21 protein-coding genes and 2 riboswitches are annotated in these 22149 nt (G+C 45.9%); of the genes, 10 read left to right on the top strand and 11 right to left on the bottom strand.

Annotated features, from left to right (window positions below):
• Positions 1-15: 15 nt before the first annotated feature.
• Complete coding sequence (locus H525_RS25035; RefSeq protein WP_051331208.1) at positions 16-1218, top strand: esterase/lipase family protein; 1203 nt, start codon at positions 16-18, stop codon at positions 1216-1218.
• A 69-nt stretch (positions 1219-1287) separates the two neighbouring features.
• Here the strand turns inward: H525_RS25035 and metX are convergent, their stop codons facing one another.
• The 7 genes from metX to H525_RS0120765 all read right to left on the bottom strand — a co-directional run bounded on the left by metX (position 1288) and on the right by H525_RS0120765 (position 9535).
• On the bottom strand, positions 1288-2406 hold the full coding sequence (gene metX, locus H525_RS25030) for a homoserine O-acetyltransferase MetX (RefSeq protein WP_051331207.1): 1119 nt from the start codon (positions 2404-2406) through the stop codon (positions 1288-1290).
• Between the two features lie 109 nt (positions 2407-2515).
• Positions 2516-2627: riboswitch (SAM riboswitch) on the bottom strand.
• A 171-nt stretch (positions 2628-2798) separates the two neighbouring features.
• Positions 2799-4040 (bottom strand): aspartate kinase, encoded by a 1242-nt coding sequence (locus H525_RS0120795; RefSeq protein WP_027417779.1) that lies wholly within the window; start codon positions 4038-4040, stop codon positions 2799-2801.
• Positions 4041-4176: 136 nt separating this feature from the next.
• Positions 4177-4364: riboswitch (Lysine riboswitch) on the bottom strand.
• 89 nt (positions 4365-4453) lie between these two features.
• The gene (gene uvrC, locus H525_RS0120785; protein ID WP_027417778.1) at positions 4454-6238 is read right to left on the bottom strand and encodes an excinuclease ABC subunit UvrC; all 1785 of its coding nucleotides are present in this window, start codon (positions 6236-6238) and stop codon (positions 4454-4456) included.
• A gap of 201 nt (positions 6239-6439) precedes the next feature.
• On the bottom strand, positions 6440-6757 hold the full coding sequence (trxA, locus tag H525_RS0120780; protein ID WP_027417777.1) for a thioredoxin: 318 nt from the start codon (positions 6755-6757) through the stop codon (positions 6440-6442).
• Between the two features lie 257 nt (positions 6758-7014).
• Positions 7015-7983 (bottom strand): electron transfer flavoprotein subunit alpha/FixB family protein, encoded by a 969-nt coding sequence (locus tag H525_RS0120775; RefSeq protein WP_027417776.1) that lies wholly within the window; start codon positions 7981-7983, stop codon positions 7015-7017.
• A 13-nt stretch (positions 7984-7996) separates the two neighbouring features.
• Positions 7997-8764, bottom strand: a complete 768-nt coding sequence (locus H525_RS0120770) for an electron transfer flavoprotein subunit beta/FixA family protein (RefSeq protein ID WP_027417775.1) — start codon at positions 8762-8764, stop codon at positions 7997-7999.
• A 183-nt stretch (positions 8765-8947) separates the two neighbouring features.
• Positions 8948-9535: a fatty acid metabolism transcriptional regulator FadR gene (locus tag H525_RS0120765; RefSeq protein WP_027417774.1), complete on the bottom strand. Its 588-nt coding sequence runs from the start codon at positions 9533-9535 to the stop codon at positions 8948-8950.
• Positions 9536-9959: 424 nt separating this feature from the next.
• Here H525_RS0120765 and csaB point away from each other — a divergent pair, with 424 nt between their 5' ends.
• Both csaB and H525_RS27675 read left to right on the top strand, forming a co-directional pair.
• Complete coding sequence (csaB, locus tag H525_RS0120760; protein ID WP_027417773.1) at positions 9960-11069, top strand: polysaccharide pyruvyl transferase CsaB; 1110 nt, start codon at positions 9960-9962, stop codon at positions 11067-11069.
• Positions 11070-11205: 136 nt separating this feature from the next.
• A complete protein-coding gene (locus H525_RS27675; RefSeq protein ID WP_155837489.1) occupies positions 11206-11517 on the top strand; it encodes a hypothetical protein in 312 nt (103 codons plus the stop codon).
• On the opposite strand, the gene H525_RS0120755 is transcribed toward H525_RS27675, so the two are convergent.
• Both H525_RS0120755 and murJ read right to left on the bottom strand, forming a co-directional pair.
• Entirely contained in the window at positions 11432-12349 is a 918-nt protein-coding gene (locus H525_RS0120755) for an NAD-dependent epimerase/dehydratase family protein (RefSeq protein WP_027417772.1), read from the bottom strand. The two genes, H525_RS27675 and H525_RS0120755, sit on opposite strands and share 86 nt — an antisense overlap.
• Before the next feature lie 5 nt (positions 12350-12354).
• Positions 12355-13920 (bottom strand): murein biosynthesis integral membrane protein MurJ, encoded by a 1566-nt coding sequence (gene murJ, locus H525_RS0120750; protein ID WP_027417771.1) that lies wholly within the window; start codon positions 13918-13920, stop codon positions 12355-12357.
• A gap of 171 nt (positions 13921-14091) precedes the next feature.
• On the opposite strand from murJ, the gene H525_RS0120745 reads away from it, so the two are divergent.
• The 6 genes from H525_RS0120745 (at position 14092) to H525_RS0120720 (ending at position 19158) form a co-directional block, all read left to right on the top strand.
• On the top strand, positions 14092-15219 hold the full coding sequence (locus tag H525_RS0120745) for a glycosyltransferase (protein ID WP_027417770.1): 1128 nt from the start codon (positions 14092-14094) through the stop codon (positions 15217-15219).
• 125 nt (positions 15220-15344) lie between these two features.
• Positions 15345-15845 carry a DUF4330 domain-containing protein gene (locus H525_RS25860; RefSeq protein ID WP_051331206.1) on the top strand — a complete coding sequence of 167 codons (501 nt, stop codon included), beginning with the start codon at positions 15345-15347 and terminating at the stop codon, positions 15843-15845.
• The gene (locus H525_RS0120735; protein ID WP_027417769.1) at positions 15845-16318 is read left to right on the top strand and encodes a DUF4330 family protein; all 474 of its coding nucleotides are present in this window, start codon (positions 15845-15847) and stop codon (positions 16316-16318) included. The genes H525_RS25860 and H525_RS0120735 overlap by 1 nt, the downstream gene beginning before the upstream one ends.
• A gap of 7 nt (positions 16319-16325) precedes the next feature.
• Positions 16326-16697 carry a hypothetical protein gene (locus H525_RS0120730; RefSeq protein WP_027417768.1) on the top strand — a complete coding sequence of 124 codons (372 nt, stop codon included), beginning with the start codon at positions 16326-16328 and terminating at the stop codon, positions 16695-16697.
• 18 nt (positions 16698-16715) lie between these two features.
• Positions 16716-18098, top strand: a complete 1383-nt coding sequence (locus H525_RS0120725) for an O-antigen ligase family protein (RefSeq protein ID WP_027417767.1) — start codon at positions 16716-16718, stop codon at positions 18096-18098.
• Positions 18088-19158, top strand: coding sequence for a glycosyltransferase (locus H525_RS0120720; RefSeq protein ID WP_027417766.1), 1071 nt, complete (start codon positions 18088-18090; stop codon positions 19156-19158). The genes H525_RS0120725 and H525_RS0120720 overlap by 11 nt, the downstream gene beginning before the upstream one ends.
• On the opposite strand, the gene pdxR is transcribed toward H525_RS0120720, so the two are convergent.
• Complete coding sequence (pdxR, locus tag H525_RS0120715) at positions 19139-20593, bottom strand: MocR-like pyridoxine biosynthesis transcription factor PdxR (RefSeq protein WP_027417765.1); 1455 nt, start codon at positions 20591-20593, stop codon at positions 19139-19141. The two genes, H525_RS0120720 and pdxR, sit on opposite strands and share 20 nt — an antisense overlap.
• A 142-nt stretch (positions 20594-20735) precedes the next feature.
• On the opposite strand from pdxR, the gene H525_RS0120710 reads away from it, so the two are divergent.
• Entirely contained in the window at positions 20736-21356 is a 621-nt protein-coding gene (locus H525_RS0120710) for a LysE/ArgO family amino acid transporter (protein WP_027417764.1), read from the top strand.
• On the opposite strand, the gene H525_RS29775 is transcribed toward H525_RS0120710, so the two are convergent.
• The gene (locus H525_RS29775; protein ID WP_211237051.1) at positions 21353-21511 is read right to left on the bottom strand and encodes a hypothetical protein; all 159 of its coding nucleotides are present in this window, start codon (positions 21509-21511) and stop codon (positions 21353-21355) included. The genes H525_RS0120710 and H525_RS29775 overlap by 4 nt on opposite strands.
• Between the last annotated feature and the right edge of the window lie 638 nt (positions 21512-22149).

The raw sequence follows: 22149 nt of genomic DNA, 5'->3' as shown, positions 1-22149 counted from the left end.
GAGGAGCAAGAGGACATGACATTTGAACAACCGGAGTCTCATAATCTTCCTGATATAACTGACAAGAAAGCGGTACCTCCCTCCCCATTTATACAGCTGACGCAAACCGATTTTCCTTATCAGGTGATCGAAAGATACGATGACAGTAGATACTGGAAATGGACAGAGCGAATTAGAGGCTGTCAGAACCGATTAACACAAGAAAAATTCATTCCGGAAATTGAATGTAAGGATGAAGAAATCATTCGACATTTTGGGTCCTTGCAACCGGCTTCCTATGATGTGCTTCTTCACTATTTGCCTGCCTCAACAAAATCACACCAACATCCGGTTTTGCTTGTCCATGGTGCGGGACATCATGCCAATCTGGCCTGGTGTGAATCTTTACATCAGGAAAAAGGACTTGTCTATCCGCTATCATCCTCAGGAAGAGATATATTTGCGGTTACTTTTGCTCATCCTCATGGGGATAATTGGCAACAAGCCATTCAACTATCGAATATCATCCGGCGGATCCAAGAAGTCAGCCAAACAGATAAAATCGATTTGATTGCCCACAGTAAAGGAGGAGTTCCTGTATGGATTTATCTCGCAGGTCTCTGTGGCATGTGGGATGCACCGTATCAAGGGGAAGTCCAGCGGTATATCATGTTGGGGACACCTAACCGGGGATTAGACTTTCCCTTTCGTCATGTTTCCCCTAATTGGTCTGTCATCGCAATGGGGATCAGTGCTCCGGTTGCTTGTGATTCTATCATGTACTATGGCCTTTACAAGGATACGACGGAGCAAAGTATTTACCACGATGGCGGAGCGTTTCCGGGTTCCTGTCAGCTCTTGTATCGCTGGGACGATAAATACCCGGTTCAGATGCAGTCTAAAACCTTATACTATGGTGGTCAAAATATTTTTCTTCATTCCAGGGGGATAGATGCTGCCATTCGGGAAGGCGGTCATTTAATAGAAAAACTGCTGTCCTCGCCGATTGACAGCGAGATCAACGTCCATGTACTGGCGGGTAATCAACCTTATTTCAACGGCATACCCGGGGAGCAGGATGCGAAAAGCGATGGGCTTGTATTTGTGGAAAGTGTCCTTTTTACCGATGGGATCGCTCCTTCCCCCAATCAGGTCAAGCGAAAAGAGATCCTGCCACTTAATCATTTGGAACTGCTTTACCATCCGAAAGCACATCAATGGGTGCTGGACGGATTTTAATCAAGCCCGGGCATAAAGGATTGTTTGGCTAACGCCAAGCCAAAGGCGCAGGCGATAGCCTTAGTTGCTTCAATAGGATACATTTTGTCCGGAAGCGGCTACTTGCTTTACACTGTTAAACTCCCTATTGAGAAATTCCTCTACGAGCGGGCCTATTTTCACAAATTCTACGAGGAATCCGTCATGGCCGTAGATGGAATCAATATAGTGATAATCCACCGTTTTTCCCGCGTTGTTGAGCATCATTGCAACTTCCTGCTGGTGTTCATCCGGGTAAAGTAGATCGCGCGCTACCGCAATGGCCAGCACTTTTGCCTCAATCTTTTCCAGGGCGGATTTTATCCCGCCGCGCCCTCTGCCGATATCATGCGAATCCATCGCTTTGAGCAAATAAAGATAACTGTTCGCATCAAAGCGTTCCACGAGCTTTTCTCCCTGATACCGCAAATAACTCTCGATTTGAAATGTGGAATCGAAATTTGTGACACTTCCATCGTCTTTCAAACGCCTGCCAAAGCGAAGTTCGAATAGTTCCTGGGTTCGATATGTAATCATCCCCAGCATTCTTGCAATGGACAGTCCATTCTTGGGGCCGGGCCCAGGATAGTAATGTCCGTTTAACCAGTCAGCGTCCGACAAAATTGCCTGTCTGCCTACATCGTTATAGGCAATAGCAATAGCGGAAAGGCGTGCACAAGTAGCAATCGGTATAATCGTGCGGACCATATCGGGGTACATGACAGCCCATTCATATACCTGCATTCCCCCCATCGAACCGCCGACAACGGCAAATAATTGAGAAATACCGAGGCTCTTAACGAGGTCGTGCTGAACCCGCACCATATCACGAATCGTAACAACCGGGAAATCAGAACCATATGGCACCCCGGTATCGGGGTTAATCGAGGCAGGGCCGGTTGTACCAGAACATCCACCAAGCACATTGGAAGAGATGACAAAATATTTTTGTGTGTCAACATAACGCCCTGGTCCGATGAGGCCCTCCCACCAGCCGGGCGTTTCATCATCCCCAACCGCATGTGCACTGCCAGTCAGAGCATGGCAAACGAGAATGGCATTGTCTTTTGCTTTATTGAGCGAACCGTATGTTTCATACGCGACTTCAACGTTTTTCAATCTATATCCAGATTCGAGTGTTATTTCCCCGATAATATGTTTGCCGTACATGCAGCATATCACTCCTTCCCATACGCCTTTAAAGAAAAAACCGCCTTTTTACACGCTAACAAAGAAGCGCCCCTTCGATATAGAAGAGGCGCCCAAAGTCGCTCATTGCCTCTTATCTTTCAGAACCTGAAAGTTCTGCTGGAATTGGCACCTGATCCGCCATAATGCTGCGGGGTTGCCGGGTTTCATCGGGCCAGTCCCTCCACCTCTCTAGATAAGCAAGTATTCCGTTTTGAATGTTATTCTAATACTAAGGGGTTTACAACGTAATGTCAATAAACAGAAAGACAAAAGGGCAGCAAAAAGAGGCCGATTGAGCATCAATATCGGCCTTTTGTGCTGTTTTTTCGTTTTTATGGCACGCATCTGAATAAAGCGGCAATGTCCGCTTTCTATACGCTATGTACAACCGCCTTTTCCGCCACATCTAATCCGAATGACCGGTGCAGGTGCTGCACTGCTTTTTCCACATTTTCTAACGGAACCACACACGAAACTTTAATCTCCGAAGTAGATACCATTTTGATCGGAACATTCGCTTCCGCAAGATACGTAAACATATCTGCGGCGACACCGGGATTGGTAATCATACCGGCCCCCACGATGGAAACTTTGGCAAGACCTTCTTCTGACGTCACGCTCGTATACTGGAGCGTTTCCTTCGCGTTTGCAAGTACTTGTAACGATCTCCTCACCTGCTCTCCATCAATCGAAAACGAGACATCCGTTTTTTCCGTTCCATTTAAACTCTGGATAATAATATCTACATTAACATTTTGACCGGCAAGAATCGAGAACAGTTTCGAGAGCGTTCCGACTTTCGCTGGCAAGCCTGCCACCGTAATTTTCGCAACATTTTTATCATGAGCGATGCCGCTAATTAGTAAACCTTGCTCCATGTTAGCTTCCTCCTCTACAATGGTTCCTTCTTCCACCCCAAAGCTTGAGCGTACGGTTAACGGTACCTTATATTTCTTGGCGCATTCAACGGCGCGCGGATGCAGGACACCAGCCCCTAAATTCGCGAGTTCAAGCATTTCATCGTACGAAATACGATTCAGCTTACGCGCGCTTGGCACGATACGTGGGTCTGCGGTATACACTCCGTCCACATCGGTATAGATTTCGCAGAGATCAGCGCCTGTCGCAGCCGCAAGAGCAACCGCGGTTGTATCCGAGCCGCCTCTGCCAAGCGTCGTTATCTCACCGTCTTCCGTAATTCCCTGGAATCCGGCGACAATGACAATTTTTCCGGCCTGTACCGCACGCTCAATTGGCTTTCTGTCGATATACGTTATACGCGCTTTCGTATGAACCGCTTCTGTCATGATTCCGGCTTGCCATCCTGTCATGGAAACAGCGTCACACCCGAGGCTTTGCAAGGCCATCGTTAAAAGGGCAATCGAGACTTGTTCGCCGGTGGTCAGAAGCATATCCATTTCTCGTTCAGCCGGCGATCCGGTAATTTGTTTAGCCATATCGACCAGCACATCCGTGGATTTACCCATCGCGGATACAACAACCACCGGATGGTAGCCTCTTTTTTGTGTAACGACAATACGCTCGGCTACCTTTTTTATTCTCTCGACGGTCCCTACGGAAGTCCCGCCAAATTTTTGAACAATAATTCCCATAGTTTCTTCCCTCCTCATTCACTGACACCTCTGAATTTTTAAACTTAAGTAAAAATAAAAAAGACAACAATAAGGTAAGGAACCTTAGCTGTTGTCCTTCAGATAGCGTCAGCTAATGCCCACCTCTCGTTTTCCCATGTGAGATAGTCCTCCACCGGCAGTCGGGATGTAAAGCCGGTGACAGTCTTACACTTGTTCAATGTAAGCCCAACAGCAGGCGGTGAGAAAAACCTGCCATTTCGGCGAATTCCCCTTTCCTCTGCCTTCTGCGGATTCTCTGTCCTCCGGCAGGATACTCATGGTTTTCGCGCCTCTACCTCACCGAAAAAGTGAGGTGTTCATATTTCATATTAAGTTGATATTCATAATAACATACAACTTATGCAGCAGGCAAGTGTATGCCCAGCCGTTTGTTACTCCGCCGCTTCCTTTTCTTTTCGCAAGTGGGCAAGAATTTCCCGGGCCAGTTTGTCCCCAATTCCGATGTTGCGGTATTCATCCACAGTGGCTTCCCGCATCTTCTTAATCGAACCAAAATGCTTTAACAGCAGTTTTTTGCGTTTCTCACCGATTCCGGGAATGTCATCAAGTTGGGATTGAAATGCGCTCTTGCTGCGCGTATTGCGGTGAAACGTAATCGCAAAGCGGTGCACCTCATCCTGGATGCGCTGCAGCAGGTAAAATTCATTGCTATCCCGTTTTAACGGTACAGGGACAGGCGGGTCCCCTACCAGAAGATGAGCGGTACGGTGCTTATCGTCCTTCGCTAGGCCGCAAACAGGGATATAAAGTCCAAGTTCATTTTCCAGCACATCCACGGTTGCTGCAATTTGCCCTTTACCTCCATCGATAACGACGAGGTCAGGCATCTCCAGATTTTCTTTAAGAACCCGTGTATAGCGGCGGCGAATGACTTCTTTCATTGTGCCGTAATCGTCCGGGCCTTCCACCGTCTTCACCTTATACTTCCGGTACTCTTTCTTATCAGGTTTTCCATCGCGAAATACGATCATCGCGGATACGGCATCCGCCCCATAAATGTTAGAGTTGTCAAACGCTTCAATTCTTCCCGGGTACCCGATGCCAAGAATGTCACCAATATTTTGCACCGCTTGAATGGTGCGCGCCTCATCACGCGCCATCAAGGCAAACTTCTCCTGCAGGGCAATCTGCGAATTTTCATTTGCCATATCTACCAGCTGCTTTTTTGGTCCCCGCTGGGGGAAAATGACTCTGGAACCCAACCATTCTTCAAGTCCCTCCACAGACGCCACCTTCGGAAGCAAAATTTCCCTCGGGCGCACATGTTCACGAAAATAAAACTGTGTAACATAAGAAATAAAATCTTCATCCGCTTCCCCGTAGTATGGAAAAGAGGCGACATTGCGCTCAATCATTTTTCCCTGCCGCAGGTGAAATACCTGGATGCTCATCCAGCCTTTGTCCGTATAAAAGCCCCACGCGTCGCGGTCAATGTTATCTGAAAAGGTAACCTTCTGCTTTTCAATCACCGCTTCAATATCATTAATTTGGTCGCGTAGTTCTTTTGCCCGTTCAAACTCAAGGTTTTCAGCCGCCTCCAGCATTTGTTTTGTTAGCTGTTCTTTGATTTCACTCTGGCTGCCGTTGAGAAAGCGGGTAATTTGCTCCACGATTTCACTGTAGTTAGCCGGGTCTACTTCCAGTTCACACGGGGCAAGACACTGGTTCATATGGTAATACAGGCATACGTTTTTTGGCAAATGCTTGCACTTGCGCAGCGAATACATGCGGTCAAGCAGTTTCTTCGTCTGCTGGGCAGCCCCGGCATTCGCATACGGGCCAAAGTATTTCCCACCGTCTTTCAGCACTTTCCGTGTAACCTCCAGCCTGGGGTGCTTCTCGTTCGTAATTTTGATATACGGATACGTCTTATCATCTTTTAGCATGACGTTATAACGCGGGTCATGCTGCTTAATTAAGTTGCATTCTAAAAGAAGGGCTTCCATCGCGGAAGAGGTAACAATATATTCAAAGTCGGCAATTTCACTTACCAACCGCTGTGTTTTTCCGTCATGACTTCCGGTAAAATACGACCTCACTCTATTCTTCAATATTTTCGCCTTGCCGACGTAAATAATCGTTCCCTCGGCATTCTTCATCAAATAACAGCCGGGTTTGTCAGGCAAAAGGCTCAACTTTTCTTTTAATGCGTCCATGTTTCAAGCGTCCCTCCCCCCTTATGTTAACATATATGCAGGATGGAATCCTGATTTTTTGCGAGTTTTCCGCCGCTAACCATCATCTGCCTGTACTCTCCTTTCGTTTGGAGCGCCGCGAAGCAGCCGGAGGGTAGTAGAATGGAATAAGGAAAAAAGCCTCCCGGTTTTAATCCGGAAGGCTCGAAAAAATTTTATCGCTTACAGGTGCTTATTAATCGCGTTCATCAGGTTTTCTTTCGGTTGGAAACCGATGACTTTATCAACAACCTGACCGTCTTTGACCAACATTAAGGTAGGAATACTCATAATCCCAAAGCGTTGAGCGGAGCCTGGGTTTTCATCCACATTCACTTTCGCGATTTTTAATTTATCGCCAAGGTCGCTGCTGATTTCTTCCAGAACAGGGGCGATCATTTTGCAAGGTCCGCACCAGGGGGCCCAGAAATCAACGAGAACAGTACCTCCGCTCTCTACTTCCGTTTGAAAATTATTATCCGAAACTTGAACAATTGCCATCGAAAAATCCTCCTTTATTTATATAATCCTTTCCTAACAGCACATAGTTAATCCCGATGCCGCCGCCTCCACTCTTACGGCTCAGACATCATTAACAGTATACCACTATATACTACCAATATCCATCCAAAAAATTCGATTTAGTGTCAGTAAAGAAAACTTTCGGCTGGTGGCATTACCAAAAAGAACAGGGAGGCGTACCCTGTTCTTTTCCACTCACTACTATTTCCTAAACTCTCATGTATAGGAGAACATTTTTATACAAGAACCTTTTTGAACTCTTCCGTAAGAAGCGGTATCACTTCAAATAAATCTCCGACAATGCCGTAATCGGCAATTTGGAAAATCGGTGCTTCCGGGTCTTTATTGATCGCCACAATCACCTTGGAGGAAGACATTCCGGCGAGATGCTGGATAGCGCCTGAAATCCCGGCCGCAATGTACAGATCAGGGGTAACTACCTTCCCGGTTTGGCCGATTTGCAGCGAATAATCGCAGTATTCCGCGTCGCACGCGCCGCGGGAAGCACCGACAGCACCACCAAGCACTTCGGCCAGTTCCTGCAGCGGTTTAAATCCATCAGCGGATTTTACCCCACGGCCACCAGAAACAACAACTTTCGCTTCAGACAAATCGACGCCGCCGGCTGTTTTACGAACGACATCTTTCACAATGGTACGAAGGTCTTTAATTTCTACAGTAAAGTCGACCTTTTCGGCAGAAGAATCAGTCGGTTCACCCGCAGGAATGTTGTTCGGACGAATGGTTGCGAATACCAAACCATCGGTTGCTTTTTTCTTCTCGAACGCTTTGCCCGCATAAATCGGCCGCGTGAATACGATGTCATCCCCGTTTGCTTCCACATCGATGATGTCGGAGATAAGACCAGTGTTAAGCCGGGCAGCCAGCCGCGGTGCCAGATCTTTTCCTATCGCTGTATGCGGAATGAATAAGGTATCGGGTTTGACAGCATCCACAACCTGGCGAAGTGCCTGAAAATACGCATCCGTTGTATACACATCAAGCTCCGCGTTCGCTGCGACGTATACCTTATTTGCCCCGTAATGGCCAAGCGTATCAACATAGTTTGCCGCCTGGCTGCCAAATACGACCGCATTGATTTCTCCGCCGTCTGCCACACGTTTGGCAGCGGCAAGCGCTTCAAAAGAAACATTGCGCAAATGACCATCTCTTGCTTCAGCTACTACGAGAACTTTTTTACTCATGTGGCTTCCCCCTTTATATCACTTTCGCTTCAGTACGAAGAAGTTGAACCAATTCTTTTACCTGGTCGGCAATCTCTCCGCTAAGAATGCGGCCGGCTTCTTTTTTAGGCGGAAGATAAAGTTCGGTTGCCGTCGTTTTTGCTTTCACATCATCTTCGCCTAAACCAAGATCATCGATCGTTAATCGTTCCATCGGTTTTTTCTTAGCTTTCATAATTCCCGGAAGAGAGGGATAACGCGGTTCATTCAGACCTTGCTGGGCTGTTACCAGCACGGGAAGGGAAACTTCAATGACCTCCAAATCGCCCTCCACATCGCGTTCAATCGTTGCTTTTCCACTATCCACTTCAATTTTTGTAATGGTTGTCACTTGCGGAATGCCAAGCTCTTCCGCAAGGCGGGGGCCTACTTGACCCGAGCCATTATCAACAGCCATGTTCCCGCCAATAATAAGGTCGTATTCACGGTCCTTTAAAACAGCCGCTATAATTTTGGCCACACTAAATTCATCGCATGGAAGGTCTTCCGGGTCCACGATCACCGCTTTATCCGCACCCATAGCCAATGCGGTGCGAAGGGCGCTTTCGGCACGTTCAGGACCAACCGTTAGGACGGTAACTTCCCCGCCGTGTTCATCACGCAATTTAATCGCTTCCTCTACCGCATACTCGTCATATGGGTTGACGATAAATTCTACGCCATCTTCACTGATAGCCCCGCCTTGAATGACGATTTTTTCTTCCGTGTCAAACGTTTGTTTTAAGCATACGATAATATTCATGTGAATCCTCCTTTATCTTCGACAGGTTTTTGATAGCGATTACAGAAAAGTTTTACCTTCAGGATTTTGCCAGGTCAGGCGGTAGCTCCCTTTGTTTTACCACTTTTAATTATAATAATTTTTTTGCGTTTTTGACGATTGTTTTTTTAGCCATTTGTGAACAATAGACAATCGATTCACAATTTAAACACTTTTTAATCCGTTAAGAAACAAGTCATGGATCGGGTCAACAAGTGAAACGAGGTCGTATTTTCTATCGTTCATAATCCATGATGTAACGGCCTCATCCAGCGTGCCGAAAATCATCTTCCGCGCAATGCGTTGCTCCACATCATGGCGAAATATTTTCTGCTCTTTTCCCAGGATAATGACTTCGTCGATAACATCAAGATATTCCTTCAATACTTTATTGATTCCTTCTCGCACCGCCGGGTTGGACTGCCTCAACTCTATCTGGGTAACAATAGCCAGATTTCTGTCCTGTGAAGATTGTCGGAGATGCATGTGAATTAAGCCTCTTAGCTTTTCTTCCGCATGAAACTGTTGATCGAGGCAGGCGCGTGTAGCCTTGATAAAGGCACCCATCTTCTCTTTAAAAAGAGAAATCAATACATCATCTTTATTCTCAAAATAAAGATAAATTGTACCATCAGCAACCCCGGCTTCCCTGGCAATTTTGGAAACCTGTGCATTATGGTAACCATAGCTTGCAATAACCTTAACTGCCGCATCGATGATCGCCTGATATTTTTCTCCGTTTTTTTTCGCCATTATATCCTCAACTCTTTCCGATAGTGAATGAGCATTCACTCGAAAACAGTTTATTCTAAAAACTTGTGCCTGTCAATAGGAATGCGGCTAAGAGAAATATTTTACATTTTTCCTGCCGCTTTACACTTGATATGGTTATTCGACATTCATCACATTTTTCCTCCTATCCCCCTTCTTTTTTCTCTCATTTGCCTATTTTCTGAAGACTGTTCTATCTAATTCGCCTCCTTTCCGTTGGATGATGATACCTTTAGCATATGTGTGTGGGACCACAAGTGCGAACACACATGCTGTTATCTCCCACCCACGCCGCCGACATTTAGGAAGGAGACTTTTCGCGTACCATGTTAAACTTCCCTTACCTCTGGCAACCTGTTATACTAAAGTGTGCATGTTTAGTCCGGTTTGAAAGAAGGTCGCTTTCATGGCAAGAATCATAATCTCTGGGTACTACGGTTTTGATAATGCCGGTGATGATACAGTTTTATATGGAATTATAAGTTCACTCACCCGGTATATGCCCGAGGTTGAATTGACGGTATTATCCAATACCCCAGCTGAAACAGAAGCATTATTTGGAATCCGTGCTTTTAACCGCTGGAAAATAAAACCGATTATCGCTCAATTAAAAAAATCGGATCTTCTTGTCATGGGCGGAGGAAGCCTCCTGCAGGACGCAACAAGTCCCCGGAGTGTGATGTATTATCTGGGCATTGTTATGCTGGCGAAAATGTTGGGCAAGCCTGTTATCTTTTACGCGCAGGGAGTTGGCCCCATCACGAGGCAGATCAGCAAACAGTTTATTCGAATGGTAGTTAACCGGGTTGACGTTATTACCGTACGCGACGAACAATCGGGGCAGGACTTGAAATCATTCGGGGTTAAAAAAGTTCCGATTCACGTTACGGCCGATCCGGCTGTTACCATTTCCCCGGATCAAATTGATACAACCTTTGGAAAACAATTAATTTCCCGCTACCGCCCTGACAGCACGCGGCCGGTAATGGCTATTTCCGTTCGTCCCTGGAAAAATGAGCAGCAGTATAAAGTGGAAATTGCGAAGTTTGCAGATGAAGCAATTCACCGGGGCTGGGATATTTTCTTTCTCCCCATGCAGCGTTCGGCCGATCTCGCGCCCTCGATCGATATTGTAAATTTGATGAAAGAAAAAGGTGCCTTCGTGGTTGACGAACCGTTGAATTTCAAACAAATTTTCAGTTTCCTTGGAGCCTGCCAGTTTGTGCTTGGCATGCGGCTCCATTCTGTTATTCTCGCTGCGGTCATGAACATTCCGTTTGCCGGCATCTCCTATGATCCGAAAATGGACCGTTTTGTTCAGCGGTTGGGAATGAAATCCGCCGGCCATATCAAAGGGCTGCAGTATGAATCGCTGCTTTCGAATGTTGAACGGCTTATGGACGATTTGGAAGGTACAAAACAGCGCATCCACGCGCACATTGGCAAACTGGTGAGCGAAGCGGAGAAAAGCAGCCGCCTTGCCGTTGAATTGTTACGAAAAAACGGGACGCTGTAATCTGTCGAATTTCCCGCGAAAAACCACTTCTTTTGCCTGTTTCACACTAGTTTTGTAGATCGCAAAGGAAAGTAAACATAAATGAAGAATTCCCCCTACCATAGAGTTTCTACTCGACCGGAAGGGGGAATTTTTTATGAAACGATATGACCAAGCAAATATGGAAATCCTTTTTGATTTATTTCGCTGGAAAAAGCAGGCTGGTGAAATCATTCGTTTTGAGATTACAGAACGTTCCACCGGGTGGGTGGTTTCTTTTGTTTCAACCGACCCGCTCACAGATTACCAGCATATCTTCGCAAGCTTTCTCGGCGATACGCATGAAGACCTCCACGGCTGGTGCTTGACCATTCTAACCGATTTCACGATTTCTTTTGGTAATAACCCATCGTTTTCTCAAGTCCCTGCGCCAGAGAATAATGAGGCTCCCACCCTAGTCCTTTCTTAGCTTTTGTATTATCGAGATAGCTGTGGAGGATATCTCCTTCACGCGGTTTTTCATAGTGAACGGTGAGCGGTTGTTTTGCATACGGACGCAGCAGCTCGATTAATTCATTGACACTCGTCTTCCGGTTGGTACTAATATTGAAAATCTGGTTATCCCCTGCGGTCAGAGCCATCAGGTTTGCTCTGGCCACATCTTCTACATAGATGAAGTCACGGGTTTGTTCTCCGTCGCCGAACACACTCAGTTCTTGCCCGGCGTTAACTCTGTCGACGAAAATCGATACCACGCCCCCTTCTCCATTCGGGTCCTGGCGCTCTCCATATACGTTGGCATAACGGAAAGCCGTGTACTTTAATCCATATAAATGCTGATAGACATAAAGGTAGAACTCGGGAACATATTTTGAGACGCCATAAGGGGAAAGCGGCTGTTTATGATGCAGCTCGTCGATTCCCGTATACTCCGGGTTTCCATAAACCGCAGCCGAAGAGGCGTAAACCACCTTGCGAACCCCTGTTAACCGGCTTGCTTCCAACAGGTTAACGGTGCCGACCACATTCGTTGTCGCATCGCCAACCGCATCTTTCAGTGATCCGGGAACCGATGCCTGTGCCGCTTCGTGGATGAGGAAATCAGGTTTTTCTTTTTCAAAAATCGTCTGAATATCTGAAGATGTGATATCAACTTCATAGAAAACCGCCTTATGATTGAGGTTCTCTCTTTTACCTGTTGCCAGGCTATCGATGACAAACACATCATACCCAGCAGCAAGGCACTGGTCGACAATGTGTGAACCGATAAATCCGGCTCCGCCTGTTACTGCTACCTTCATAATTCTCACCCTTCTTCTTTTAATCGTTTGCGTGTTAATTTACCTGTAAAACGCTCAATAATCCGAACAGCTAACTGCTCACGGAGCATGACCATTGCTGCAAAAAACGCGGCTGCGCCCGCCGCGATGACGGCAAGCGTATATACCTTCTGTATGAAAAGCGACTGGAATGTAAACACTGTACCCAAATAAAGAACCACTCCCATTATACACGAGGCGGCTATTGTTTTTCCTGCGGTAATCCAGAAAGGCTGACCGATAAAAGCTCCGATATCTTTACGCAGATAATAGGCAAGCCAAAGCATATTGACAAGCGAACCGACAGACGTACCAAGGGCAATTCCCCCATGCCCAAGAAAAGGAATAAGCACGACGCTCGCTAAAATATTCGAAATGATGCCTGCGATAGCGGCTATCACTGTAATTTTTGTTTTTTCCATTGCGTAAAAAGCCCTGGTTAATAAGTCGCGGGCTGCAAGAAAAAATAGTCCTGCACTCATGTAAATCAGCGCCGTGCTCGTTAACTTCACACTCGCTGACGTAAATTCACTGTGTTTGCCGAAATGATAAATTAGCGAGACAAGCTGATCCGGCATCACAACCATGGCGGTAATCGTAGGAACCATTAAAATAAATAAATACTGCATGCCTTCGGTAATCGATGCCTTCATTTTTGCCAGCTGTCCGTTTGTAAAATATTCAACGAGGTAAGGAAAAATGGGCAGGGTAAACGCGGCAACGAATATCGCCATGGGAAGCTGGTAAAGATTGTTGGCGTACCGGAGCGAAGCCAGCTTTCCTTCACCGAGACCTGACGCAAGAAACGGGTAAATAAAGCTATAGATTTGTGTGACAAATGAGCCGAGCATGATCGGCAGAAAGCGTTCGCCTATTTTTTTCATCTCCGGCGTATTCCATTTGAAATCAATTTGTAACGGGTACTTTTCCCTCCGGACTGCCGGAAGCATCGTGAACGCGGCAAAAGCGAAGCCAATTGTCGTCCCTGCCGCCACTCCATAAATGCCGTAGAAAGGGACAAGCAGCGGGTAGGCAGCACACACGACAATAGAATTCACCACCGTGCTGAGCGTGGGAATAAAAAACATCTGGTGCGCGTTCAACGTACTCTGAAACACGCCGATTAACGCGATAAAAACAGCGGATGGCCACATGATTTGCATGATAAGGGTCGCTGTTTGAAGTTCAATTCCTTTAAATTCGCCTTTAGATAGTGCGATCACAAGCTCTTTTGAAAAAAACATGCCGATTATCGTTATGATTAAATAGAGAATCACCGTTAGGCTGAGCACCTTTTTAAAGAGAGACTCCGCTTCCTCTTTGCGGTTTCTGACGAGCATACTTTTTATGGAAGGAACAAAAATAGCGTTTAAAGCGCCGGGAATAAACAAAAATATGGTGCTTGGAATCGTAAAACCCAGCGTATAGGCGTCGGCAAGATAATTGGCGCCGAACTGGTTTGCCAGCAGCATTTCCCGAAAAAGACCGACCACTCTCCCTACTAATGTAACGACCATAATAATAGCCGCGGAACGTGCAATAGTTTGTGCCATATCGTAATCTCCCTACGTATAACGTTGCCCGCAGGCAATATCCATCTATTAATTACGACACAGTAGGGAATAAAAATCAAGCAGTTTACATTGAATAAAATGAACCAAATAAGATATAATTGTCATGATATAAAGATAGCTGCTGTGAAGTCAGGAAGTGAACAGAGGACGATGAAAATAAAAATACTGCATGCGATAGGCGGTGGCGAATTTGGTGGTGCTGAACAGCATATCCTTGAGCTGCTCACCTTCCTTTCGACTCGAGGAATAGACCCGGTAGTTGTATGCTTTTACAACTCAACGTTTGCGACTGAACTGCGCAAAAGGAAAATACGGGTTATTATCCTCGATTCTTATAAAAGATTTGATTTTCGCCTGGTTAAAGGCCTTGCCCGCGTATTTCAGGAAGAAAAACCGGCTTTAATCCATTCACACGGTGTGAAAGCCAATTTTTTTTGCAGGCTGGCGTCCAGGGCGCTGCCAAGTGCTCCTCTGATTACAACGATTCACAGTATTCTTCGCTATGATTATCCCAATCCATTGGCGTACTTCCTTGCTTCAAGAATGGAACTGTGGACGCGCAAATGGAATAAACATTACATAGCCATCTCCCGGGCCATTATGGAATCTCTTGAAGCAGATGGAGTGGATTCCAGCCGGATTTCATTAATTCATCACGGCATTGCCGTGGATCAGTTTGAATCTCTGCATGAGCATGCGTCCGATATTCGAAAGTCCATCGGCATTCCGGAGGATGCCTTTGTTGTCGGAACCGTATCGAGAATGGTTCCTGTTAAAGGGCTGCATGATTTGCTGGGCGCCATTGATTCTCTGGTGAAGGATCACCCTCACATTCACTGGCTGGCGGTCGGTGACGGGCCTGAGAAGGAATCACTTGAGAGAACGGCCACAGAAAAAGGAATTCACAACCATATCCATTTTGTTGGATTTCGCCAGGATATTCCCCGCCTTCTAAAAGCGATGGACGTATTCGTCAGCCCGTCTTATTCCGAGGGACTTGGTTTGTCTTTGCTTGAAGCTATGGCGGCGAAAAGGCCTGTTATCTCCACACTCGTAGGCGGGATTCAGGACTTCTTACGAGACTATCAGACAGGCATTGTCATTCCGGTACATGAACCGGAGGAAATTAAACAAAATATTATGATCTTGATGGAAAATAAGTCATTACGAACCAGTCTCTCTGAGGCCGCTTACCAGACCGTACTGGGTGAATATACGCTCGATCATATGGCTGACCGGACAAAAAAAGTATATCTTGAACTTCTCAACCACAGATAAACCCGCTGAAAGCGGGTTTTTTACATGGTCTGTTTTCCGGAAGTTGTCGGCATTATTGTTTATATGATATTCTTATGAAGATTGTGCAATAACGTGGTTATATCAAATAGGAGGAACAGGTTCTCATGAAAGTCATTGATCAAAAAGGAAAGTTCTTTGGTCTTATCAACATCCTTGATTTATTTCTTATTGTTTTGCTCATTGCAGCTCTCGCTTACGCAGGGGTTAAGTACACACACAATAAGGAATTGGGTCCCGGACCGGCCAAAACGAAAGAAGTCACGTACGTTCTCTATAACAGTGCTGAACACCCGTTTGTCGTCAATGCCATTACTGTCGGTGATACGATTAGAAATAAAGACAGCAACACCAATCTCGGGCAAGTTGTTAAAGTGGACAAGGGTCCCGGTCAGCAGGCGGTTCCTACCGCTGACGGCCATATGGTCATGAGCACGGTGCCCGGCAAATCCAGCATCTACATTACGGTAAAAGCACAGGCAACCGTTTCAGGGCAGAGTGGAGTTGTACAGGATACAGCCCTTCTTGCCGGTAACAAAGTGACCATTAAAGGACCAAAATATATGATTGATACCGTGATTTCCTCCGTTAATCTGGGTGATAAATAATGGATACGCGCCCCTTCTCTTTTACGCTAAGAGATGTGCTGATTACCATTCTTATCCTTATCTCTCTTTGCATTATCGGGTTTAAGGTCAATACCGCGAACCATTTAAAGATGCCCGCAAGAAATATGACGGTTTCACTCGTAATTGAAGGACAGCCTCTCGGTTACCATACGTCGATTCAACCGGGGGACAGGATTTTCCAGAAGGGCTCTCTGGCGCCATTCGGTACGGTCGTCTCCGTAGACGCGAAACCAACGCAGGTAACCATCCCGATGGACAACGGACAGCTAAGCAAGATTAGCTTCACTGGAGAAGAAGATGTATATGTAAAAATTAAGTCATCCGGATTCGTTTCACTCCATGGCAGCCCGATCATTGACGATACGTTCTTCTATGTCAATCAATATCTTCCTGCCAAAACGAACCGGGCGGTGTTCGGCTCGCGGATTGTTGATGTTGAAATAGGAAGGTGATTGGAACGTGAAGAAAACCTCCTTTTATACGTGGCTCATCCACAGCTTTGTCGATTGGCTCGTCAATGGAATGCAATGGTTGACTGAAAAGATTGGAAAGTATTCTGTCTTTAGCCGGTTGAAATCTGTTACCGATAAAAGCAGCCTGCAGCAGAGCGCATGGGTATTGTTTATTCTTGTGCTTGCGAACGTGTTTATTTTTTTGTTTGCTAAAAATATGGATCTTCATACGATTAAGAGAATCACGCTGCTCGCTGTCGGGATGGATGTCCTGGCTGCCGCGCTTCTTGTCATTGTTACGCCCGCGGGTTTGGCGCGAATGGCACGGACAAGCCTTATAGGCAGAATGTTTATTCATATGTTTGATCCAAATAAGTAGTACCGGGAGTACGATACAATGACGAAGACACGTCTTTTCATGTTGCTCGTGTCGATCATCTCGATCATCACGGGCCTTTTACAGTATAGATATAGCGCAGGAATGTCGCTTGGTTTCGTCGGAGAGCTAACAGCTGAATTGGTGTTATCGGCCTCTTTTTTAGCCATTACGCTCTACCGTAAAGAGCACGGTCTTTACCTGTTTGCCCTTTCACTTCCGATTCTTACTTACAGGCCTCTGCTTGCGCTTATATTGATTTTTATTCTGGCTCTGTTTGTTACACGGCAGGATTATACAAGCATCAAAAAGAATATAAAGAATCCGTTAAACTTTTCCGTATTTCTTTTTGTTGTGATATTATTTATTACCGGGCTCACTTCGGTCAATATCAAGGAAAGTCTGGTCAATTTCGGACTTTACTTTCTTATTAGCTTTTTCCTGTATTTGCTTCTTGTAGCTGCGATAACGCGTAAAGAAGTTCTCTACCGTTTTATCGTCACCCTTGTTTTGTCGGCAACCCTGGTGTCTGTATATGGGATTTACCAGTATTTCACGCTGCATTTTACGTCGGCAAGCTGGGTCGATGTCACCGATAATCCCGGCTTAACGAAGCGTATTTTTGCTACATTTGAAAATCCCAACTTGTTTGTCCAGTATTTAATCATGATTTTGCCGCTGAATTTTGCCCTCCTGTTCTATGCGAAAACATGGGGTAATCGAATTTTATTTGCCGGTCAATTTATGATTATATTCGTGGCAATCATCCTCACCTATTCACGTGGAGGGTGGCTTGCAGTACTCGTTTCCATCGGGCTGCTTGCGATTATGATTAGCCGCCGCCTGGTCGCGCTCGGCCTTATCGCAGCTGCCGCAGCGGTTGGCTTGAATCTTGTTCCAGACGTTATCATGAACCGCATTGCCACCATCAGCAACCCGACAGCCGATTCTTCGAGCGAATACAGGTTTAAGATGTGGACTTCTGCGGGAGCGATGATTCGCGATTACTGGCTGACCGGAATCGGTTCGGACCTTACCACGTTCAAGAAAGTATATACGGATTACATGATGCCGGACGTCCGGGTCAATCACTTCCATAATATCTTTATAATGAATTTTGTTACCGGCGGGATTATGGCGATTGTTACCCTGCTCTACATGTTTTATCATAGCATTAAGACTCCGGTTATAAGCCTGTTTATGAACGATGGTAAAGATAAACTTCTCGCATACACAGCGAAAGCCGGCATTTGTTCCGTCATTGCCATCGCCATTGCAGGGTTGACCGAAGACGTATGGCACCAGTATCGCGTCGACTTTATGTTCTGGATTCTTCTCGGCATTATTGCTGTTGTTTATAATCTGGTGCGCAATCAGAAGGAGAACGCGGCCGATGAAAACTAAAAAATCAATCGCAGAAATTGGCGTATACCCCCCACCTGTTGGGGGGATTTCTATACACATTGAGCGTTTGTGCGACCATTTGGAGCAAAGCGGCATACCGTTTACGATTTATGATGGGAACGGAAATCAGGCAGGGAAAAACCGGCCGGTGGTTCCCCTGCCTTCGATTGAAAAATGGTCGTGGACCTATCTCTTTCGAAAAAATGAAGATATAATTCACAACCATTTTCTAAGGTGGCAAATGCGCTTTACGCTATCTTTATTAAAGCTCAAAGGCAAAAAAGTGATTCACACGATCCACAGCCTGCGCAATGATGGGGAACAGCTTTCAGCCATCCATAAAATGATGGTGTACCTGACAGGAATGCTGTCCGATCATTTCGTGGCGGTAAGTGAAGAAATTAAGGAAAAGCTGCTTGAACTGCGCATTCCGGCCCGTAAAATCAGCGTGATACCAGGCTTTATTCCACCGGATTTGTCGGAAAGTTCCCTTGCGATCGCACAGCAGGCCGTTCCTTCTTCGATTTGGGACTTTTTCGTTCGTTACCGTCAGGTTGTTGTAGCGAACGGAGGCGCAGGAAACCTATACAACGGCCATGAGCTGTATGGCTTGGATTTATGCGTCGATTCGTTTATTGAACTGGCGCAGGAAAATAACGATCTTGGGTACATTTACTGTATTACCCATGTAGTCGACAAGTCCGTGATCGAAACGTGTAAACAAAAGCTAAGTGAGCATGGATTGCAGCATCGGTTCATGCTTGTGCAAGAGAAAATACCTTTCTATCCACTGATCGAAAAAGCGGCTTTATTTGTCCGCCCTACGGCGAGTGACGGAGACGCCATTTCCGTCCGGGAGGCGCTTTACCTGGGGACGCCGTGTATAGCAAGCGATGTGGTCAAACGGCCTGCAGGCGTGATTTCGTTTGAGAACCGCAACGTTCGGGATTTTACAGCAAAATGCCGAAATGTGCTGGTGGATCCGCCCACTGACCTTTCCGGCTATAAAGAACAGCAGGAACAATATTTGAATCAATTGCTTACGATTTTATTTCCCTGATAATCTTTGAAAGACGATACAACCCTTCCTCCAATTCGGCCGGCTTTGCATAGGCGTAAGAGATGCGCATGTGCTGCCGGTCGTTTCGATCATAGATGTTTCCCGGGTTCAGCAGGATCCCCTCCTCCAGCGCCTTCGCAAACAATTTTTCCGGTGAAATATCTGCCTTTATTTTCAGCCAGATATAAAAGCCGCCCCCGGACTTTTCCCAGCATGCGATATCGTTAAAATACTTATGCAGCACGATTAACGCCAATTCACGTCTTTTGCGGAGCTGTTTTCTTACCTCCTGCACGTGTTCCTCATACACTCCGCTTTCCAGCCACTCGGCTGCAACCCACTGCGACAGGGAACTGGAACCATAATCGGTCTGCATTTTAATGTCGGCCAGGCGATCGATGACGGGGACGGGTCCCACTATCCAGCCGATTCTCAGGCCGGCGCTTACTGTTTTTGAGAGGCTTCCGGTATACAGCACGCTTCCGGTTTTATCATACGCTTTTAAAGGCGGCGGTGGAGACGTATCTATCCACAGATCCCCGTACACATCATCCTCAATCACCGGCAGCCTTTCCCGTTCACAAACAGACAGCAGTTTGCGGCGATTTTCTTCCGACATAACCCTTCCGGTTGGGTTATGGAAAGACGGAATCGTATAAAGAAGCGCAGCATTTTTCAGCTTCTTGACGTCCGTTAACCGGCGGAGAAAATCCTGATAATCTTGCTCGATCGGCAGACCATACAGTTCCATTCCGGCTGACTGAAAAACATGGATTGAATAAAGGTAGGACGGTTTTTCCAACAGAATGGTCGAACCACGGTGGAGAAGTCCGACAGAAATAAGCTGAAGTGCCTGAAGGGACCCGGAGACAATCAGAATAGAATCAGGCGAAGCTTCGATCCCTTTTCCAAGCAAATATCTGCTCACCTGTTCGCGCAGCCGGAGAAGCCCTTTTGGCTCTTCATATCCGAGTGCATCGATTTGTGCGATCAGGCGTCTAAGAACGGATTGCATTTTCTCTTTTGGAAATAATTCCGGTGAGAGTTCACCCGTTCCAAGGCGAATGATTCCGGGGATAAACTCTGCTTGATTAATTTCCCGAATCGCAGGCAGATTCGGTTGATGAGCGCCCGCATGGACGTACGCATTCCAATCGGGCGGAGGTGCTGCGGCAAGCAGTGTCCATGTATTATTCGTGATAACGGTGCCTCTCCCGCTCTTTCCTTCAATGAGTCCCTCGGCAGACAATTCGGCATAGGCGGCAACCACGGTACTGCGATTCACGCCGAGCTCTTGTGCGAGAGCACGTTCCGTCGGTAGTTTGCTTCCTACCGGCCACTCCCCCGTCTCAATCTTTCCCTTAATCAAGTCGGCGATTTGTTTGTAAATCGGCAGAGCAGATGTGCGCACCGGCTTCCAATGCAATGTAAACACTTATCAATTCCTCCCCAGTAAACTTGGTTGGGCTCTTATCCAACCAATTGGATGAAGACATTTTACAATACATTTTCTAAAATAAAAATAACTTTCGGAAATAAACGGGAAACAACTAAAACAAAGAAAGAGGAAAAGACGTATGATTAGAGCATTTGCCCATGGCATCATTCTGGCGTTTGGTCTTATCCTGCCGCTTGGCGTGCAAAATATTTTTGTATTTAATCAGGGAGCGACACAGCGTACCTTACGCCGGGCTCTTCCCGCAATTTTAATGGCCGGTTTCTGCGATATGCTGCTGATCACCCTTGCCGTACTCGGTGTTTCGCTGCTTATGTTCAGCTTTGCCTGGCTGAAGATATCCGTTTTTATCATAGGATTTTTTTTCTTGCTGTATATGGGCTGGGCTACATGGAATAGTAAACCGGGGGAAAAGAAAGAAGAACCTGTTTCGCTCTCAGGCAAAAAACAGGTAATCTTCGCCGCTTCTGTATCCCTGTTAAATCCGCATGCGATCGTGGATACCATTGGCGTCATCGGCACGAATTCACTCGCGTATGCCGGGAAAGAAAAATGGACGTTCACGCTTGCCTGTATTCTCGTTTCGTTTATCTGGTTTTTCGCTCTGGCGATTATGGGAAAAATGATGCGGAGCCTTGATCACAGCGGCCGGTGGATGAAAACGATGAATCGGCTGTCTGCTCTTCTCATCTGGGGGGTCGCCGTGTATATGGCGGTACAGTTACTTTACAACAGTTTCTAACCGGCTATTATATCTCTTACATCGTCTTTGCGCAGCCATCGCCATCTGATATACATCAGAAAAAAGCGAATGATAATCATAAGAACTGCGAAGCCAAGGTTAAATTCTTTTTGCTTTGATTTTTTCTGTTGGGAGTGCCCTTTTAGCAGAACCATCTTTGCATGGATGGAAATATACAAACCTTTATATTGGAGATTTATTTATGGGGTGCCGATTTATTTTGTGATTTATTTATTGGCAAATCAAATCAGCAAAAACAAAAATTTCAGTCCCTTATAAAAAATGATTCACAAGTTCCAAAATTTATGAAAAATTAACAGAGGCTTTATAACCGTTTTACGATATAGAACTATAATTCAATTCATAAGCACAATTTGTCTGCCTCCTTTTACTTTAGCAAAGGAAAGTGGTGCATATGAAACGATTAATTGAAAAGGTTATCATTAGTCTCTTTTTTGGTATTCTTATTGGTTTTACATGCAGTACAGGTTATTTTATCGAGAGTATATTTTTTTGCCTTTTAGCCGTGGTTGTGTTTTGTCTGCCTGATCCGGCAAAAAACGAAGGATAATTTGATGAATCCATTTGTCTGTGCCTAGTGGAACGAATAGACGTGCAAAGATTACAAAAAGCAACTTGTCATATAGACAGGCTGCTTTTGATTTATATAGTAATCTTTAGTAATACATAAATGTAGCAATAAAAATAAATGCAAACAAGCCACCTTGCCGGGTGGCTTCACGTATAACTGAGGTGATATCGTTTATGGCATAATACGGGGTAGAAGATAAAG

The sequence above is a fragment of the Aneurinibacillus terranovensis DSM 18919 genome (assembly GCF_000430625.1).
GTDB lineage: Bacteria > Bacillota > Bacilli > Aneurinibacillales > Aneurinibacillaceae > Aneurinibacillus_B > Aneurinibacillus_B terranovensis.
The sequence above is the reverse complement of the archived record's forward strand: the minus strand, read 5'-3'. Positions and strand labels throughout refer to the sequence as shown.

Coding starts and splice junctions, on each gene's coding strand:
- H525_RS0120720 (WP_027417766.1), top strand. CDS start 18,088: ATGAAAACTAAAAAATCAATCGCAGAAATTGGCGTATACCCCCCACCT.
- H525_RS25860 (WP_051331206.1), top strand. CDS start 15,345: ATGAAAGTCATTGATCAAAAAGGAAAGTTCTTTGGTCTTATCAACATC.
- trxA (WP_027417777.1), bottom strand. CDS start 6,757: ATGGCAATTGTTCAAGTTTCGGATAATAATTTTCAAACGGAAGTAGAG.
- metX (WP_051331207.1), bottom strand. CDS start 2,406: ATGTACGGCAAACATATTATCGGGGAAATAACACTCGAATCTGGATAT.
- H525_RS0120735 (WP_027417769.1), top strand. CDS start 15,845: ATGGATACGCGCCCCTTCTCTTTTACGCTAAGAGATGTGCTGATTACC.
- H525_RS29775 (WP_211237051.1), bottom strand. CDS start 21,511: ATGGTTCTGCTAAAAGGGCACTCCCAACAGAAAAAATCAAAGCAAAAA.
- H525_RS0120765 (WP_027417774.1), bottom strand. CDS start 9,535: ATGGCGAAAAAAAACGGAGAAAAATATCAGGCGATCATCGATGCGGCA.
- H525_RS0120725 (WP_027417767.1), top strand. CDS start 16,716: ATGACGAAGACACGTCTTTTCATGTTGCTCGTGTCGATCATCTCGATC.
- H525_RS0120710 (WP_027417764.1), top strand. CDS start 20,736: ATGATTAGAGCATTTGCCCATGGCATCATTCTGGCGTTTGGTCTTATC.
- H525_RS25035 (WP_051331208.1), top strand. CDS start 16: ATGACATTTGAACAACCGGAGTCTCATAATCTTCCTGATATAACTGAC.
- H525_RS0120795 (WP_027417779.1), bottom strand. CDS start 4,040: ATGGGAATTATTGTTCAAAAATTTGGCGGGACTTCCGTAGGGACCGTC.
- H525_RS0120775 (WP_027417776.1), bottom strand. CDS start 7,983: ATGAGTAAAAAAGTTCTCGTAGTAGCTGAAGCAAGAGATGGTCATTTG.
- H525_RS27675 (WP_155837489.1), top strand. CDS start 11,206: ATGAAACGATATGACCAAGCAAATATGGAAATCCTTTTTGATTTATTT.
- csaB (WP_027417773.1), top strand. CDS start 9,960: ATGGCAAGAATCATAATCTCTGGGTACTACGGTTTTGATAATGCCGGT.
- uvrC (WP_027417778.1), bottom strand. CDS start 6,238: ATGGACGCATTAAAAGAAAAGTTGAGCCTTTTGCCTGACAAACCCGGC.
- H525_RS0120770 (WP_027417775.1), bottom strand. CDS start 8,764: ATGAATATTATCGTATGCTTAAAACAAACGTTTGACACGGAAGAAAAA.
- murJ (WP_027417771.1), bottom strand. CDS start 13,920: ATGGCACAAACTATTGCACGTTCCGCGGCTATTATTATGGTCGTTACA.
- H525_RS0120745 (WP_027417770.1), top strand. CDS start 14,092: ATGAAAATAAAAATACTGCATGCGATAGGCGGTGGCGAATTTGGTGGT.
- H525_RS0120755 (WP_027417772.1), bottom strand. CDS start 12,349: ATGAAGGTAGCAGTAACAGGCGGAGCCGGATTTATCGGTTCACACATT.